Source organism: Caulobacter sp. UNC358MFTsu5.1 (assembly GCF_000712075.1).
Lineage (GTDB): Bacteria > Pseudomonadota > Alphaproteobacteria > Caulobacterales > Caulobacteraceae > Caulobacter.
Genome location: NZ_JONW01000009.1, coordinates 235,954 through 253,836, shown reverse-complemented (window position 1 = coordinate 253,836; position 17,883 = coordinate 235,954). Strand labels below are relative to the sequence as shown.

7 protein-coding genes are annotated in these 17,883 nt (G+C 69.1%); all 7 read left to right on the top strand.

Translation table 11 applies throughout. The features are described from left to right. Positions 1-8: 8 nt before the first annotated feature. A complete protein-coding gene (locus BR39_RS0118570; RefSeq protein WP_029914953.1) occupies positions 9-10,415 on the top strand; it encodes a LysM peptidoglycan-binding domain-containing protein in 10,407 nt (3,468 codons plus the stop codon). Between the two features lie 311 nt (positions 10,416-10,726). Continuing rightward, positions 10,727-12,436, top strand: coding sequence for a potassium-transporting ATPase subunit KdpA (gene kdpA / locus BR39_RS0118555; protein WP_029914952.1), 1,710 nt, complete (start codon positions 10,727-10,729; stop codon positions 12,434-12,436). 11 nt (positions 12,437-12,447) lie between these two features. Further along, positions 12,448-14,532, top strand: a complete 2,085-nt coding sequence (gene kdpB, locus BR39_RS0118550; protein WP_029914951.1) for a potassium-transporting ATPase subunit KdpB — start codon at positions 12,448-12,450, stop codon at positions 14,530-14,532. A 138-nt stretch (positions 14,533-14,670) separates the two neighbouring features. Next, a complete protein-coding gene (locus tag BR39_RS0118540) occupies positions 14,671-15,360 on the top strand; it encodes a TorF family putative porin (RefSeq protein ID WP_029914950.1) in 690 nt (229 codons plus the stop codon). A gap of 14 nt (positions 15,361-15,374) precedes the next feature. Then, entirely contained in the window at positions 15,375-15,953 is a 579-nt protein-coding gene (gene kdpC, locus BR39_RS0118535; protein ID WP_029914949.1) for a potassium-transporting ATPase subunit KdpC, read from the top strand. A gap of 24 nt (positions 15,954-15,977) precedes the next feature. Next, the gene (locus BR39_RS0118530; RefSeq protein ID WP_029914948.1) at positions 15,978-16,331 is read left to right on the top strand and encodes a PilZ domain-containing protein; all 354 of its coding nucleotides are present in this window, start codon (positions 15,978-15,980) and stop codon (positions 16,329-16,331) included. 217 nt (positions 16,332-16,548) lie between these two features. Beyond that, positions 16,549-17,874, top strand: coding sequence for an efflux RND transporter periplasmic adaptor subunit (locus BR39_RS0118525; protein WP_029914947.1), 1,326 nt, complete (start codon positions 16,549-16,551; stop codon positions 17,872-17,874). Positions 17,875-17,883: the final 9 nt, after the last annotated feature.

The following is a 17,883-nucleotide window of genomic DNA, read 5'->3' as shown; positions in this document are numbered from 1 at the left end:
GGGCGGCTTTGTCACTCCAGACGCTACAGTCCGCCTTCGCCTCCGCCACCTGGCCGGTGGTGCTGAACGCCGCCTATCTGACCGACAACGGGGTGACGCCGCCGCCGGGCTTCGACGCCTTGCTCAAGCAGGCCTTCGTCCTGGGCGACGCCGCCGGGCTGTCGGTGGGGCAGGGGCAGGTGGGCGCCGTCGCGGGCGACAGCTTCGCCATCACCACCGCCAGCCTGACCAACGGCCTGTTCGGGGCCACCGCGGGCCAGACCTCGGTCACCCTGACCTTCACCCTGCCGGCGACCGGCGGCGACCTGCTGGTGCAGATCCGCACCGACCTGTCCAACTGGACCTTCGCCACCGGCTTCCCGTTCATGGTGGGCGGGGTCTTCAGCGGCCTGAACTTCAGTCAGAGCAGCTTCCTGTTCTCCACCGCGACCGGCGCGGCCAGCTGGCCGGCGGCCGGCGGCGCCACGGTGCCCCTGACGCCCGGCATGACCTTCGCCGGCGCCCTGGTGCTGGACATCTACGCCCAGACCGTCCTGCAGATCGCCAACCTGACGGGCGCGGCGGTGCCCAACCCCTTGGTGATGTCCGGACCGTTCGACGCCTCGACCGTGACCGACGACACACCGTTCCCGGTGATGAACCTGACGGCCCCCCTGTCGGCGGCCACCTTCACCTTCCTGTTCCTGGAGGCCAGCGGTCCCTTCTTCGGCTACGTGATCGATCCGGCGCCGCCGGCCGAGGAACCGGTGAACGAGGACGATCCGCCGCCCGAGCAGCCGATCAGCTACAGCTTCGGCGGGGTGGTCACGACCACCACTTCGCCGCCGCTGGCGCTGGGCTTCACGGTGCTGATGCAGAGCGCGACCAACAACTACGCGATCGCCTTGTCGCCGCCGGAAGGCTCCACGCCGCTGACGCCGGCGAACATCGCCGCCATCGCCGGGGTCAACACCAACTACATCGCCTATGTCCCGGCGCCGCTGCAGAGCTTCTTCACCGAGGTCGCCTTCAAGGGCCTGCAGGTCTCGACGGTGCTGCCGAAGGGCCAGACCATCCCGACCATCACCTCGACGGCGGTGTCGATCGGAACGCTCGACGGGTTCAGCTACCAGCTGATCGACGACCCGTCGGGCAATTTCGATCTCACCATCACCTCGCTCGACCTGCACTGGACCGTGCTGAACCCGACCGGGGTGTCACGCCAGCTCCTGCTGTTCGAGACCACCTTCACCTTCATGCCCAACGTCTTCACCGACGACCAGGGCAATCCCGGCGGCCTGTTCGCGCTGTCGATCGACCAGGACTTCGTCATCCTGGCGGAGTTCCAGGGCCAGGTCTCGCTGGCCAACCTGCTGCCGGCCGTCACCGGCGGCCTGGTGCACATGCCGGACGGGATTTCCGTGATCTTCAGCGACGTGCAGCTGATGATCGATCCGCCCAACACCAGCTACGCCTTCTCGTTCGGGGTGGACGTCACCGTCGACATCATCACCTGGAACGGCCAGCCGCTGATCCGGCTGGACGGCATGCGCATGGCGCTGTCGGCCCAGACACCCCAGCCCACCCAGCCGCCGCCCGTCAAGCCGGCGGCCACCACCTATTCGGCCTCGATGTCGGGGCTGATGGCGATCGGGCCGATCGCGCTGAACATGCTGATCGCCTACGAAGGGGCGGGGCCCTCGCCGCAGTGGCGGCTGCAGAGCGCCCTGGCCGCGCCGCTGGACCTGGGCTCGCTGCTGCGCGAGCTGTTCGCGGTCACCGACCTGGACCGCTTCCTGCCGGACTTCCTGCCCAAGACCCTGATCGTCGACAGCTTCGCCGTCGGGGCGATCATCCCCACCGCCACGGGCGCGGCCTCGAAGTACAACATCTCCGGGGCCCTGACCTGGGAGACGACCGTCCTGCCGGGCCTGCCGATCGCCTGCACGGCCAATCTGGCCCTGGCCTATGACGGCTCCAGGCCCGCGGGGGCCGAGTTCTCCGGCTCGGTGCTGGGCACGATCTCGGTGGCGGCGGTCCAGGGGCTGACCGTCTCGATCGCCTACGCCTTCAACCAGCCCGGCAGCGCCGGGGGCTCGACCCTGGCCGTGCAGTGGGAAGGCGTCACCGGCACCTACGACAGCACCGCCGAGACCATCACCGTCACCCTGAACGGCTGGAGCCTGGGCTCGCTGATCACCTCGCTGGTGCAGCTGACCGGCCGCTCGTACTTCTCGCTGTCGGGTCCGTGGGCGGTGCTGAACTCGATCTCGCTGGACGGGCTGTTCCTGACCTTCCACCTGGCCGCCGACGCGCCGACCACCGTCAGCGCCGGCTACAAGCTGTCGTCGCCGATCAATCTGGGCTTCATGGTGATCGACGGCTTCAACTTCGCCCGCGACCCCAAGACCGGCAAAATCCTGTTCTCGATCTCCGGCTCCCTGCCGCCGTCGCTGGCGTCGGATCCCGCCTGGCAGCCGCTGGTGAGCAAGGACCCGACCAAGGGTCAGGACGTCACCAAGATGCCGGAGGTGCCCGGCCGCGGGAACGCGCTGTTGGATCTGCGCCTGCTGGCCCTGGGCCAGCACGTGTCGATCAACGCCGGCGACATGAGCAGCACCCAGGCGGTCATCAAGTCGCTGGAGAACGTCCCGTCCACCGGCACGGGCGGCGCCAATCCCGTCGATCCCACCAGCACCCAGCCCCTGCAGCCGCGCTACAACGCCGACAGCAACTGGCTGATCGCCACCGACATCGGCCTGTTCCGGGTCGGCGACGACAAGAGCAATCTCTATTCGATCGAGGTCATGGTCGTGTTCAACGACCCGGACCTCTATGGCCTGAGGCTGGGCTTCAACGGCGACAAGATCCCGGTCCTCAAGGACCTGGCCATCGACATCATGTACAAGAAGGTGACGCCGACGATCGGTGTCTACCAGCTCGACCTGGTGCTGCCGGGCTCGATCCGGCAACTGAACTTCGGGGCCCTGAACGTCACCCTGCCGACCATCGGCATCGCCATCTACACCAACGGCGACTTCACGTTCGACCTGGGCTTCCCCTACAACATGGACTTCTCCGGATCGTTCACGATCCAGGCCATCGTCGGCCCGTTCCCGGTGATGGGGTCGGGCGGCTTCTATTTCTCCAAGCTCAGCAACGCCACCTCGACCAAGATTCCCAAGACCGACAAGGGCACCTTCGATCCGGTGATCGAGTTCGGCATCGGCCTGCAGATGGGCCTGGGCTATTCTATCGACAAAGGCATCCTTTCGGCGGGCTTCTCGGTCACGTTCTTCGGCATCATCCAGGGCGTGTTCGCGCCCTGGCACCCCTATGACGGCTCGAACGCCGTGACGGTGGCCGGCGGCGCCGCCCTGGTCGGCGCCAGCAAGGAGGTCCAGGCCGACAACTACTTCTGGCTCCGGGGCCAGTTCGGGATCCAGGGCAAGCTCTACGGCACGATCAACTTCGCGATCATCTCGGCCAGCGTGAATGTGTCGATCGTCCTGGCGCTGCAGATCACCTACGAGTCGTATCGCGCCATCCCGATGTCGGTGTCGGCGTCGGTCTCGGTGTCGGTCTCGGTGAAGATCGATCTGGGCCTGTTCTCCTTCTCCATCAGCTTCTCCTTCGCGACGACGATCTCGGAGGACATGACGATCGGTTCCAACAGCACCGCGCCGTGGGACCCGCAGACCGGCTCGCTGATGTTCGCGGCGTTCGACGAGGCCCCGGCGCCGCTCCGCGCGCTGGAGCGTCCGGCCCGGGTGGCGCTGCAGTTCGGCGGGTCGCCGCGCGTGGCCAGCCTTTCGGCCTCCGCCGTCGTCGACGCGGCCGTCGCCGACGATGTGCTGCCCACCCTGACCATCGTGCTGACGCCGCAGTTCACCGTGCTGGCGCCGGACATGAGCCAGCTGAGTCTGGCCAACCAACAGGGCGCCTTCGTCACCCTGTTCTCCATGGACGCGCCGACCGCGACCGGGGACGGCAACAAGACCGGCTCCTCGTTCGCCGCCCTGTGCGACGCCCTGCTGCCCTGGGTGATCGAGTCCCACCCGGTCACGCCGAACGGCCCGGCCCTGGCCGAGACCCCGGTCAGCGTCGCGACGCTGAAGGAGATCCTGGCGGTCCTGGCCGATCCCGACCAGCAGCCGGCGCTGGCGGCGACCGACATCCTGACGTTCCTGAAGTCCAACTTCACCGTCAACCTGGTCACCACGCCCAGCCAGGCGCAGCAGGATGCGCTGAAGGCCGGGGCGGTGATCTTCCCGGTCATGCCGGGCCTGAGCCTGGCCGTGCCGTCGCCGACCGCGCCCAGCAGCACGGTGACCATCGACTTCGAGGCCTGGACCGCGATCACGCCGGCCTATCGCACGGCGGTGATCGCCGAGTTCAACAAGCTGGCGGCGACGCTGAACAACGAGGTCAACGCGCCGGCGCCCAAGGCGCTGTCGGTGGACCAGGCGCCGGAATCCCTGGCCCAGGTGCTGTTCGAAGACGCCTTCGCCATGATCTCGCGGCAACTGCTGCAGGCGGCGATCGACTGCTACGCCTCGTTCCCCTACGTGCTGCGGCCGGGGGATTCCCTCAATGCGATCATGGCCTTCGTCCAGACGGGCGAGCTCAATCCGCGCTTCACCTTCGAGGACCTGGTCAACGGCAACCAGCAGAACCCGCTCACCGTCGGCGGGACGCTGTACTTCGACGGAGTCACGTCCAGCGTCCAGACGCGGGTCGACGACACGACCAAGGCGACGATCATCGAGTCCCTGTCGGCCATCGCCGCGCGCTTCAGCGGAACGCAGTACACGACCACCCCGGCGGCCCTGATCGTCAGCAACCAGAACGCCGTCAACCTGCTGCAGGCCGGCGTGACGATCACGATCGGCGGGGCGTCCGTCACGACGGCGCTCGGCGACAGCTTCTATAGCCTGGCGCAGGCGCTGAAGGTCTCGATCGACGTCCTGGCGGCCCAATCCAGCCTCTACGACCTGAACACCCTGCTGCTGGCCGGGGCGCCGCTGATCATCCCGACCGTGGTCTACACCACCGTCGCTGGCGACACCCTGGGTTCGCTGCTGGGCCGGTTCGGCGTGGGCACGACGGCGTTCGTGGCGCGGTCGGAGAACTTGGCCCTGGCCAACATCTTCGACCTCAAGCAGGAGCCCCTGGTCCATCTGTCCAACCTGGACCTGCTGACCGGCGACCAGCTGAGCCAGGGCGTGGCGGCGGGCGAGACGGTGGGCCAGACCGCCGGCATGGTTTCGCGCTTCATGCTCCAGGGCCTGCGCCTGCCCAACAACAGCGGCCTGACGCTGTCGCCGAAGTTCCTCTATCCGAACAACCAAGACCAGTACGGCCTCTACCAGCTGACCGGCCAGCAGTTCCCGGTCACCAGCTACGGCTTGTCCTACAAGGTCACCCTGACCCGGGACGCGACCGCCCTGGGTTGGGTGCAGATCAACGGTTCGACCGCCCCCGACGCCAGCGGCGACACCGACCTGACCCAGGCGGCGGCCAATCTGAACGTCGTGCTGACCTGGGCCAAGCAGTACGGCTACAACCCCAGCGCCCCGACGGTGAGCCCCGACCTGACGCTGGCGCCGGAACCCGCGCTGGCGCTCACCCCCCAGCAGTTCGCCGCCGCCAGCTATGCGCCGTGGAACACCTCGGGGATGGACGAGATCGCCAAGCTCACGACGCCGCCCGGAACGTCGCAGACGGGCGGCTCGGGCCAGGCCCAACCCTATCTGTGGCGACTGGCGCCCGCGCTGCTCAGCCGGATCGAGACCCAGCAGGCCGCCCTGACCGAAGAGATGCCGTTGTCGGAGGCCGTGCAGCACCTGCCGGTGTTCGCGCCGGCCACCCTGACGACCGATCCCGCCACCCAGATGCCGGTCGTCACGGCCGTCGATGACTACGTCTTCGCCACCCGGATCGACTTCCAGATCCGCAAGCTGGAACAGGCGGCGGGCGCCCAGACCCCGACGGCGGACTCCAACACCGTGCTGCCGCCCGGCGAGGGCAACACGCCGCCGGTCACCCAGATGGCGCCCAACACCTATCAGCTGATCGGTCCCACCCCCAGCGACGCGGTGCTGCTCGAGCGCATCCTGATCGAGATGAACACCCTGGGGCCGGACATCGTGAACGGCGTGCTGGTGGCCTATGCCGACCAGGGCTCCAACGTCCCGGGCCTGGTCGGCCACGCGGCCTCGGATGTCTACAGCTTCATCACCCGCTCCAACCTCTCCACCAAGGCCAACCCGCCGCCGCCGCGCCTGTTCGGGGCGCTGGCGGTCGAGGACGACGCCCCGGTGCTGATCAACGATCTGTTGAACCAGCCGTCCGACGCCGTCCGCCTGCTGTGGGAAATCTCGACGGTCCAGTCGGGCGGCTTCAGCTTCTACTGGGACGAGCTGGTCAAGGGCGCGGCCCTGCCGCCGGGGCTCTTCGACTCGGCCGGCTACGCCACCCTGACCTTGATGGTCACCTACGTCCGTTCCGGCGACACGCCGGTGGGCGCGCGGCTCAGCAACGTGTGCAACTCGATCCTGACCAGCGCCAGCATCGACCCGACGCGGTCGACCCTGGTCCTGGTCTCGGAGTCCGCTCCCAACACCGCGGCGTTCGACGCCGAGGACACCCTCGCGACGTTCGCCCTGCGCTACGGCATGACGGCCGGCGAGGTGGCGCGCGACAATCCCCAGGCCGGGCTGAACAAGGGCGCCCAGATCGTTCTGGCCGGCATGTTCCACGAAGTGACGCCGGCCGACGTGGCCAGCGGCGACGTGTGGACGACCGTCGCCAACTACTACTCCAAGAACGCCCTCCAAACGATCACCGCCGCCCAGCTGCAGGGCTACAATCCGAACGTCACCGCCGCGCTCTACGCGGTGCTGATGATCCCGCAGGTGACCTATGTGGCGGTCGCGGGCGACACCTTCTCGGGCGTGGCCGGCTATTTCGGCTTGAGCCTGGAGCAGGTGGGGGCGGCGGCCCAGGCCCAGACCGGCCTGCTGGTCGGCACGCCGACGCTGAACGTCGATCCGCAGAGCTTCTCGTCCAACCCGTCGATCGGAGTGGGCAATGTCGGCGTGACCCTGACCCGGGCCAATCTCGACCCGCCGGGCGCCAGCACCGACCCGACGTATGGCCAGCAGTACATGTTCTCGCTGTACTCGCTGCTGGACGCCGGCTTCCTGGGCAACCAGTTCTTCAGCCTGAGCCAGCCCGGCCTGCCCTTCGGCCCGACCGGAGACGGCTCGTCCTCGACGCCCAATCCGAAGAGCGCCCTGATGCGGGCCAACGCGCCGGCCCAGGCTCGGGCCGACATCCGCAACCCGGTGTCGCGGCGCGCCATGCTGCAAAGTCAGGCGGCGTCGGGGACGATCGCCTACCAGCAGGCGCTGACCGTCTACAGCAACAGCAAGATCAACCCCGCACCCGCCAATCCGGCGCCGAACCTGCCGCCGGCCGCTTCGAACCCCTACCGAGGCGTCGGCGGCGTCGCTCAGCTCAGCCTCCGCTGGCTGGACCTGTTCGGCAACCAGACGGTCACGCCGTTCAACACGCCGCCCGCCGGCTACGACGGACCGCTCAACAATCCGCCGATGCCGATCGCCTACACCGACACCCTGGTCGCGCTCAGCCAGTGGCCGAACGTCAGCGCGTCCTACCTCTATACGGGGACCGCGGGCGCGCCCCAACTGCAGATCACCCTGTCCCTGAACACCGACGCCTACCAGCCGGCCAACGGCGTCCCGGCCCCCGCGGCCGCCAACGACGCCAAGGTGTTCGCCTCGATCTACTACCAGCTCAACCAGAACTATGACGGCCAGAACGTGCCCGGCGTCAGCGGACCCGCGGTCACCTTCTCGCTGCTCAACAGCCTGACGGGCGGCGTCCAGGCCATGGACCCGGCGCTGGCGGCCCAGTTCGTCGCCTTCGCCAACCAGTGCGCCCAGACGACGGCGGCGGCGGCGGGCGGCACGGCCCCCACCGGCCCGGTCGGCGTGACCCTGACCGTCCCGATCGACCTGACCCAGGTGGTGGCCGACAATGTGCTGCGCCTGCGCCTGTTCCTGCTGCAGAGCCGCAACCCGCGCCTGGTCGATCCGCGCCTCCTGGACCTGGACGGCGGCGTGACCGTGCAGACCGAGATCCTGCCGTACTCGACCACGGCCCAGGACTCGCAGGACGCCCTGTTGCCGTTCGCCCAGCAGATGGAGACGGCGTTCGTCACCAGTGCCTGGCAGTACCGCGTCGGGGCCGGCCCGGCCGATCCCGACGAACCCCTGGCCAACCAGCTCTACACGGTGTGGGTGACGCGCTTCGCCAAGGCGGGCTCGAACGACGGCCTGACCTTCACCCTGGGCGACGAGCCGCTGTTCTACGCGCCCAAGCCGGTGGCCAAGTCGCAGACCTCGGGTATGGTCACCCTGCCGGCCTATGTCACGGGCAAGGGCCTGAGCCCGGGGCAGGGGGCGGCGACCACCTTCACCGGCGTGGACCTCAACGTCTGGAGCGCCCAGGCCCTGACGGCGATCGACACCTTCCTGTCGGCGACCTACGCCGCCCCGGCCTTCATCGTGGCCGCCCTGGCCGGCCAGGATCCGGACCAGGCGGGCGATCTGTTCGAGATCCTGGCCCAGAAGGCCGCTCTGGCCGAGACCATTTCCGGCACCATCGAGCCGGTGCTGGTCGGCCCCGCGAACGACACCTTGAAGGCGGCCGCCAAGGAAGAGCTGAAGCAGTCCCTGCTGCAGCAGTTGGGCAACGCCGCCCTGGTCACCTCGGTGGCCGTGGTGCCGGTCACCGGCGCGACCACCAACGAGGCCCAGGCCCCCGGCACGGCCAGTCCGCCGGCCTTCTACGGCGCGCCGGTCAACACCGCGCCGCCGCTGGACCTGCCCAACTACGCGCTTTCGGCGGCCAGCATCGCCCTGAACGCCAAGGGGGCCACCAGCACCGACTCGGCGCTGGCCTTCCTGTTCACCTGCTCGGACCCGACGCTGGAGGCGTCGATCCCGCTGACCCTGAGCTATCAGCTGACCCACCTGCAGAACGACATCACCGCGGTGGCGGGGATCGACGGCTACAAGCAGAGCAGCTGGATCGCCTTCACCACCGGCCCATTCGGCTTCCCGATCGGTTCGGGCGCGCAACAGTTCCCGGTGCCGCTGCGGGCCCTGCCGCCGCCGCCGACGGCCCAGGGCCAGACCGGTTCGGGCTCGGCTATCGCCAACCCGACGCCGGCCCAGCTTTCGCTGTGGGACTACACCTTCACCTACACGGCGCGGCGGGCGGCGCAGGACTCGCTGCTGGCGACCGTGTCGTTCAACGCGCCGGTGAATCCCCCGAAGAACGACCAGGATCCGCAGACCGGGCTGTTCGTCGCCCTGGCCAACCTGATCGGCTGCGCCCCGGCGATCTTCGCCGACTTCGACGCCTACCTGACCCAGGTGGCGCCGGACACCAAGCTGGACAGCACTACCTACGTCAACGCCGCCGCGGCGCTGACCGCCTGGAACACCCTGGTCACCGGCTTCGCCACGGCCTACGCCGAATGGGCCAAGCCGGCCCCGCCACCGCCGTTCTTCGCGGCGCCCCCCGTCGGTCCGCCGCCGGTGAACCTGCAGTTCCGCGTCGAGGTGGCCCTGGCCGACGACGCGTCGCCGGCGACGATCGTCGTCACCAACGTCGGCGGGGCCGATGCGCCCGTGCCGGTGATCCTGGTCCTGCCCGACACGTTCACGGCCACGCCGGTGACGCCGCCCGCGGGCGCGATGGCGGCCTATCAGTACGCCAACAAGACCACCGGCGATCCGCTGACCACGCGGGAGGCCAAGGACGCCCAGTCCCAGACGATCGCCTTCCCGGAACTCAGCGCCGTGCTGTTCCAGTCGGCGGACACCTCGATCCAGATCCAGCGCAACGTCGATCTGGAGAACGGCGCCACGACCAACGACGCCTTCGTGTTCACGACGATCCCGGTGGCCTTCGCCACCCCGATCACGCCGCTGATCCGTCACGACGCCTACAGCCTGGTCACGCTGGACCCGCCGGTGACGCCGCCGGCCGCGATCTCCGCCTATCTGAACGAGTTCTTCGGCCAGTTGCTGGGGGCGGACGGCGCGACCTATCTCACCACCCAGATCGGGGCCGACGCCGCCTATCCGCTGACCACCGATCCGGCCAGTCCGGTGATCGACCTGCCGATCGGGCTGATGCCGCCCACGGCGCCGACCTCGGCGGCCCTGACCGAACTGTCCGGGGTGGTCGACGGCTGGCTGCAGGCCAATCGCGCGCCGCTGGCGGGCATCGGGGCGACGCTGAGCTTCGAGGTGATCCTCTACAGCACCCTGCCGAACGCGACGATGCCGCTGGTCAAGATCACCAGCGTCCACGTCCCGATGGACGACGTGTCCTAGGCCCCGGCGAGCCGCTGAGCTCGACCGGGGCCTTTACGGCGCCCTTATGCGTCGCGCCGCCTGCCGCATGGAGCCCTTACGCCGCTCCGTGGTCTGGTCCCGCCGAGTTTAGCGGGAGGCCTTTCATGGCTGATCTGATGTTTCTGGCGCTGGGGGCGGGGCTGTTCGTGGCCTTCGCCGCCTTCGCCGTGGGTTTGAGGCGCGTCTGACCATGCTGGTGAACGTGCTTTGGGGCGCCGGGGCGATCGTCGTCGCGGTCTACATGGTCGCGGCGATGCTGCGGCCCGACAAGTTCTGACGGAACGCATTCCATGAATTGGCAAGGCTGGGCGGAAATCGCCCTGACGCTGGGGCTGGCGGTCGCGATCGGCTGGCCGCTGGGCGTCTACATGTCGCGCGTCTGGAACGGCGAACGCACCTGGCTCGACCCGGTGCTTCGGCCGTTCGAGGCGTTTTTCTACACCGCCTGCGGGATCGACCCGAAGAAGGGCCAGACCTGGTATGGCTACGCCGGGGCCCTGCTGGCCTTCAACCTGGTCGGCTTCCTGGTCACCTACGCCGTCCTGCGCCTGCAGGGCGTGCTGCCGATGAACCCGCAGGGCTTCGGGGCGGTCTCCGAGCACCTGTCGTTCAACACCGCCATCAGCTTCGTGACCAACACCAACTGGCAGAGCTATGCGGGCGAGACGACCATGTCGACGTTCAGCCAGATGGTCGTGCTGACCGTCCAGAACTTCGTCTCGGCCGCCACCGGCGCGACCGTGGCCGCGGCCCTGGCGCGGGCCTTCATCGCCAATCGGGAAGGGGGCGTCGGCAACTTCTGGGCCGACCTGATCCGCACCACGCTCTACGTGCTGCTGCCGCTGTCGTTCGTCCTGGCCGTCGTGCTAGTCGCCCTGGGCCTGCCCCAGACCCTGGCCGCGAGCCTCACCGCCCATACCCTGGAGGGCGCCGACCAGAAGATCTCGCTCTACGCCGTCGCCTCGCAGGAAGCGATCAAGATGCTGGGCATCAACGGCGGCGGCATCTTCAACGCCAACTCGGCCCACCCGTTCGAGAACCCGACGCCCCTGACCAACCTGATCACCGCCGTGTCGATCAACGTGCTGGGCTGGGCCGCCTTCTTCGCCTTCGGCCGTTCGGTCCTGGCCCGGAAGGACGTGCGCGCCCTGGTGATCGCGGCTTCCGTGCTGCTGTTCGCCGCCGCGGCCGGAATCTACGTCGCCGAGGCCCAGCCGGCTCCGGCCCAGGTCGCCGCCGGCGTCGACACCAGCGTCAACATGGAGGGCAAGGAGACCCGCTTCGGCGCGCCGGCCACGGCCGCCTGGGCCGCCATGACCACCGGCGCCTCGAACGGCTCGGTCAACGGCATGCATTCCAGCCTGATGCCCCTGGGCGGTGGCATCGCCATGTTCCTGATGCACCTGGGCGAGATCCTGCCCGGCGGCATCGGCTCGGGGATCGCCGTGATGGTGGTGATGGCCGTGCTGGCGGTGTTCGTCGCCGGCCTGATGGTGGGCCGCACCCCGGAATACCTCGGCAAGAAGATCGAGGCACGCGAGGTCAAGCTGTCGATCCTGGCCGTGCTGGCCATCCCCGTCTGCGTCCTGGGCTTCTCGGCCATCGCCGCCGTGCTGCCCGAGGCGCTCAAGGGCCTGATGCACAGCGGCCCGCACGGGATGTCGGAAATCCTCTACGCCTACACTTCCGGCACGGCCAACAACGGCTCGGCCTTCGCCGGCCTGACCGCCAACGCGCCGTGGTGGGACACCACCCTGGCCGTGGCCATGGCCATGGGCCGGTTCCTGCCGATCGTGGCCGTGCTGGCCATCGCCGGCTCGCTGGCGGCCAAGCCCAAGCTGGCGCCGTCGGCCGGCACGCTGCCCACCCACGGCGGCCTGTTCGTGGGCCTGCTGATCGGGGTGATCCTGATCCTGGGCGGCCTGCAATTCTTCCCCGCATTGGCGCTGGGGCCGATCGTCGAGCACTTCCAGGTGCTCGCCGCGGTCGCCGGCCGTTGAGAGACCTCATCATGACGACCTACGAAACCCACGCCGGGGAGGGCCGGCGCAAGCCCGGCCTCCTGGCCGGCGGCCTGTCCGGCGCCATCCTGGCCCGGGCGACCAAAGACGCCTTCGTCAAGCTGGATCCGCGCAAGCTGACCGGCAACCCGGTGATCTTCGCCACCTGGATCGTGGCCCTGCTGTCGACGGCGTCGGCCGTCGCGGCGGTGGCCGGCCACCAGTCCGCCGGCTTCGCCGTCCAGGTCTCGGCCTGGCTGTGGGCCACCGTGCTGTTCGCCAACCTGGCCGAGAGCGTCGCCGAAGGGCGGGGCAAGGCGGCCGCCGACAGCCTGCGCGCCACCCGCGTCACCACCAGCGCCAAGCTGATCATCGACGAGAAGACCGGCACCATCATCCCGACCCCGGCCCACAAGCTGGTCCCCGGCGAGGTGATCCTGGTCGAGGCCGGCGACGTGGTGCCGACCGACGGCGAGATCATCGAGGGCATGGCCAGCGTCAACGAGGCGGCCATCACCGGCGAGAGCGCTCCGGTCATCCGCGAAAGCGGCGGCGACCGCTCGGCCGTCACCGGCGGCACCACGGTGGTGTCCGACTGGATCAAGGTGAGGGTCACCGCCTCGGCCGGTTCGACCTTCCTGGATCGGATGATCGCCATGGTCGAGGGCGCGGACCGTCGCAAGACGCCCAACGAGATCGCCCTGGCCGTGCTGCTGGCGGGTCTGACCCTGATCTTCCTGATCGCGGTCGTCACCCTGCTGGGTCTTGGCAAGTTCTCGGGCGTGGTGCTGGACCCGCTGGTGCTGGGCGCGCTGTTCATCACCCTGATCCCCACGACGATCGGCGGGCTGTTGTCGGCCGTCGGCATCGCCGGCATGGACCGGTTGATGAAGCACAACGTCCTGGCCACCTCGGGTCGGGCGGTGGAGGCGGCGGGCGACGTCGACACCCTGCTTCTGGACAAGACCGGCACCATCACCTTCGGCAACCGCATGGCCACCGAGGTGATCCCCGCGCCGGGCGTTCGTCCGGAGACCGCCCTGCGCGCCGCCGTCAGCGCCTCGCTGGCCGACGAGACGCCGGAAGGCCGCTCGATCGTCGAGTTGGGCCGCAACCAGGGGATCGTCATCGACGTCCCCGAGGGCGCGACCGCGATCGCCTTCAGCGCCAGCACCCGCCAGTCGGGCCTGGACGCCACAGATGGCAAGGGGGGCGCCATGTCCTGGCGCAAGGGGGCGGTGGACGCGGTCTATCGCAGCCTGGCCCTGGATCCCAAGCTGATCCCGGCGGACCTCACCGCCGCCGTCGATCGCATCGCCCGCTCGGGCGGCACGCCCCTGGCGGTCAGCGAGAACGGAGCCCTGGTCGGCGTCATCCACCTGAAGGACGTGGTCAAGCCGGGCGTCAAGGCGCGCTTCGCCGACCTGCGCCGCATGGGGCTGCGCACGGTGATGATCACCGGCGACAACCCGGTGACCGCCGCCGCCATCGCCTCGGAGGCCGGCGTCGACGACTTCCTGGCCGAGGCCACCCCGGAGGACAAGCTGCGGCTGATCCGCGAGGAGCAGGGCAGGGGACGCCTGGTGGCCATGTGCGGCGACGGGGCCAACGACGCTCCCGCGCTTGCGCAAGCGGATGTCGGCGTGGCCATGCAGACCGGCGCCCAGGCGGCCCGCGAGGCCGGCAACATGGTCGATCTCGACAGCGACCCGACCAAGGTCATCGAGATCGTCGAGGTGGGCAAGCAGATGCTGATCACCCGCGGCGCCCTGACGACCTTCTCGATCGCCAACGACGTGGCCAAGTATTTCGCCATCATCCCGGCGATGTTCGTGGTGGCCCTGCCGGCCCTGGGCGCTCTGAACATCATGCGCCTGCACAGCCCGCAGAGCGCGATCCTGTCGGCGGTGATCTTCAACGCCGTGATCATCGTGGCCCTGATCCCGCTGGCCCTGAAGGGCGTGAAGTATCGCGCCATCGGCGCCGGCAAGCTGCTGTCGCGCAACCTGACCGTCTACGGCCTGGGCGGCCTGGTCGCCCCGTTCGTCGGCATCAAGCTGATCGACATGATCATCTCCGCCCTGGGCCTGGCCTGATGTCCGGTCCGATCCTCCGCGACCTGCTGTTCGGGGCCGGCGCGATCGGGCTGGTCTTCGTGGCGGCCCTGATCGGCCAATCCTTCTGACGACAACCTTCGAAATCCACCCAGTTTCTTTTCTGAAAGAACGACTTAAATGACCAAGTTCGCTTTCCGCCTCCTCGCCGCCGCCGGCGTCCTGGCCCTCTCGGCCGGGATGGCCCAGGCCCAGGACGCCCCGAAGCTGAGCTACAATGTCGGCGTCGCCTCGGACTATGTCTTCCGGGGCGTCAGCCAGACCGACGAGAACCCCCAGGTGTTCGGCGGCGTCGACCTGACCGCCGGCAAGGTCTACGCCGGGACCTGGGCCTCGAACGTCGACTTCGGCGACGACACCGACGCCGAGATCGATCTCTACGCCGGCTTCAAGCCGACCCTGGGTCCCGCGACCCTGGACCTGGGCGTGATCTACTACGGCTATGTCGGCGCACCGTCGGGCGCCGGCTACGCCAACACCGAGTTCAAGGTCGCCGGCTCGGTCCCGGCCGGCAAGGGCTCGCTGGGCGCGGCGGTGTTCTATAGCCCCGACAGCTTCGGCGCCGCCGACGAGGCGACCTACTATGAGGTCAACGGCGGCTATCCGGTGACCGGGAAGTGGAGCGTCTCCGGCGCCCTGGGCCGCCAGACCTACAAGGGCTCGGGCGACTACACGACCTGGAACCTGGGCGCGGCCTACGCCATCAACGACAAGCTGGCCCTGGATCTGCGCTACGTCGACACCGACCAGCACGACTTCGGCAAGCTGTACGACAGCCGCGCCGTCGCCACCCTCAAAGCCAGCTTCTAGAGAGGAAGACTGTCATGCTCTCGCATCTTCGTCCGGCCCTGGTCTCGATGGGCCTGTTCACGGCCCTGCTGGGCCTGGCCTATCCGCTGGCCGTCACCGGCGTCGCCCAGGCGGCGTTCCCGGCCCAAGCCAACGGCAGCCTGGTCAAGGACGCCAAGGGGACGGTCGTCGGCTCGACCCTGATCGCCCAGGGCTTCGCCAAGCCCGAGTACCTGCATCCCCGTCCGTCGGCGGCCGGCAATGGCTACGACGCCTCGGCGTCCAGCGGCTCCAACATGGGTCCGCTGAACGACAAGCTGATCGAGCGCGAGAAAACCGACGCCGCGACCCTGCGCGCCGAGAACCCCGGCGTCGCGATCCCCGCCGACGCGGTGACCACCTCGGGCTCGGGTCTGGATCCGGAAATCTCGCCGGCCTACGCCCGCTTCCAGGCACCGCGCATCGCCAAGGCTCGGGGCATGACGGTCGAGGCCGTCGAAGCGGCGATCGACCGCCACCTTGAGGGGCGCCTGCTGGGCTTCATCGGCCAGCCGCGCGTCAACGTCCTGCTGGTCAATCGCGACCTGGACGGCGCGGCGGGCGCCATCCGTTAACCCTGCTTGGCTAGGGTCGCCGCCATGCGATCCGAAACCGAATCCAGACCAGGTGTCGAACAGCGGGCCCATCCCCGCACGCCGACCAAGCGCAAGGCCTATGTGGTCGACGGCCGCAAGGCCTGGAAGGTCTCGCTGATCGACATCGCCGAAGGCGGCGCCCGGATCGCGATCGCCGATCTGGACCTGCCCGCCGAGGGCGCGTTCCTCGTGGACTCCATCGCCAAGCGGATCCACCTGACCCGCGTGGTCTGGCGTTCGCAGAAGGAAGCCGGCCTGCAGTTCATCGAGAGCGACACGCTGGACGGGCCGGCGGGCGGCAAGGACGGCGCCGTGTCGATCGCCACGCGCTTCGCCTGGCGACTGAACGCGGCCTGACCCTTCAGGACGACGCCTCTCGCTAATCCAGTTAGGCGAAGTTGCGGCGCGGCAAGTTTCGCGTCTGAAATGTTCAGGCAAACGTGACCGGGCAAGTAAGCCTAGGCGTGATCTCCTTCGCGGCCGTCCGAGCATCCGTTTCGCCATTGTGGCGTTTGATGGTGCGGACGCCGCGGCGGCGATCCGCCGTCCCTTGCCACGCGCGCCTGAGATCTCGATGACCGAACCCCGTCCGCCGATCCGTCATGTCAGCCGCAAGGCGCAAATCATCGGCGGCGCGATCGCCCTGGCGGTTCTGGTCGGAATTGTGTGGCTGGCCTGGACCCTGATGCACGCGCCGAAGGGCGAGGGCGGCGGAGCGGGCGGTCCTGGAGGCCCCGGCGGCGGGTTCGGCGGCGGACGGCGCGGCGGTCCGGCCAGCACCGTGGCCGTGGCCACCGCGACCCAGGCCGACCTTCCGGTGATCATCGAGGCCCTGGGCACGGTGAAGCCCGCCGCGACGGTCACCGTCCGGCCTCAGGTCTCGGGCGTGATCACCCAGGTGATGTTCAAGGAAGGCCAGATGGTCCGCGCCGGCCAGCCGCTGGTGCAGATCGATCCGCGCCAGTTCCAGATGGATCTGATGCAGGCGCAGGGGAACCTGACCCGCGACGAGGCTCAGCTGGCCAGCGCCCAGGTCACCCTGACCCGCTACCAGACCCTGCTGGCCCAGGACTCCATCGCCCGCCAGGATGTCGACACCCAGGCCGCGACCGTCAAGCAGCTGCAGGGCACGGTGATGGCCGATCGGGCCGCTGTCGGCACGGCGCGGCTGAACGTCGGCTACGCCCGCATCGTCGCCCCGGTCAGCGGCCGGGTCGGCCTGCGGATCGTGGACGCGGGCAACTACATCGGGGCGGGCGACGCCGGCGGGGTGGCGGTGATCACCACCGTCTCGCCGATCGACGTCGAGTTCACCGTCCCGCAGGACGACGTGCCGCGCATCGCGGCCCGGGCCAACGGCGCCGGCGTGCTGCCGGTGATCGCCCTGGACCGCACCCGCACCACCACGCTGGACAAGGGGACCTTCTCGACCCTGGACAACCTGGTCGACACGGGCACCGGCACGGTCAAGGCCAAGGCCCGCTTCCCCAACGCCGGCGGGGCGCTGTTCCCCAGCCAGTTCGTCAACGTCCGGCTGGAGCTGAACACCGTCCAGGGCGCGGTCGTCGTGCCCGCCACGGCCCTGCGCCAGAGCAGCGACGGCGCCTTCGTCTGGGTGCTGGGCGAAGGGCAGGTCGTCCACAAGCGCAAGGTCACGTCCGGGCCATCGACCACCACCCAGGTGTCGATCATCAGTGGGCTGAAGGTCGGCGAAAAAGTCATCACCGAGGGCGGCGACCGCCTGCGCGAAGGCGGCAAGGTGCAGCTGCCCGGCCAGGCCGCCGGCCGCATGGGCCAAGGCAAGGGCAAGGGAAAAGGCCAGTGGGCCGGCAAGGGCGAAGGGCAGGGGCAAGGCCAGGGCGGCGAGCACCGCCGCCGTCGTCAGCAACAGGCCGAATAGGCCGCGCCG

Excerpts from the sequence above, each read along its gene's own strand:
- kdpC (WP_029914949.1), top strand. The coding sequence starts at position 15,375 with ATGCTCTCGCATCTTCGTCCGGCCCTGGTCTCGATGGGCCTGTTCACG.
- kdpA (WP_029914952.1), top strand. The coding sequence starts at position 10,727 with ATGAATTGGCAAGGCTGGGCGGAAATCGCCCTGACGCTGGGGCTGGCG.
- BR39_RS0118525 (WP_029914947.1), top strand. The coding sequence starts at position 16,549 with ATGACCGAACCCCGTCCGCCGATCCGTCATGTCAGCCGCAAGGCGCAA.
- BR39_RS0118540 (WP_029914950.1), top strand. The coding sequence starts at position 14,671 with ATGACCAAGTTCGCTTTCCGCCTCCTCGCCGCCGCCGGCGTCCTGGCC.
- kdpB (WP_029914951.1), top strand. The coding sequence starts at position 12,448 with ATGACGACCTACGAAACCCACGCCGGGGAGGGCCGGCGCAAGCCCGGC.
- BR39_RS0118530 (WP_029914948.1), top strand. The coding sequence starts at position 15,978 with ATGCGATCCGAAACCGAATCCAGACCAGGTGTCGAACAGCGGGCCCAT.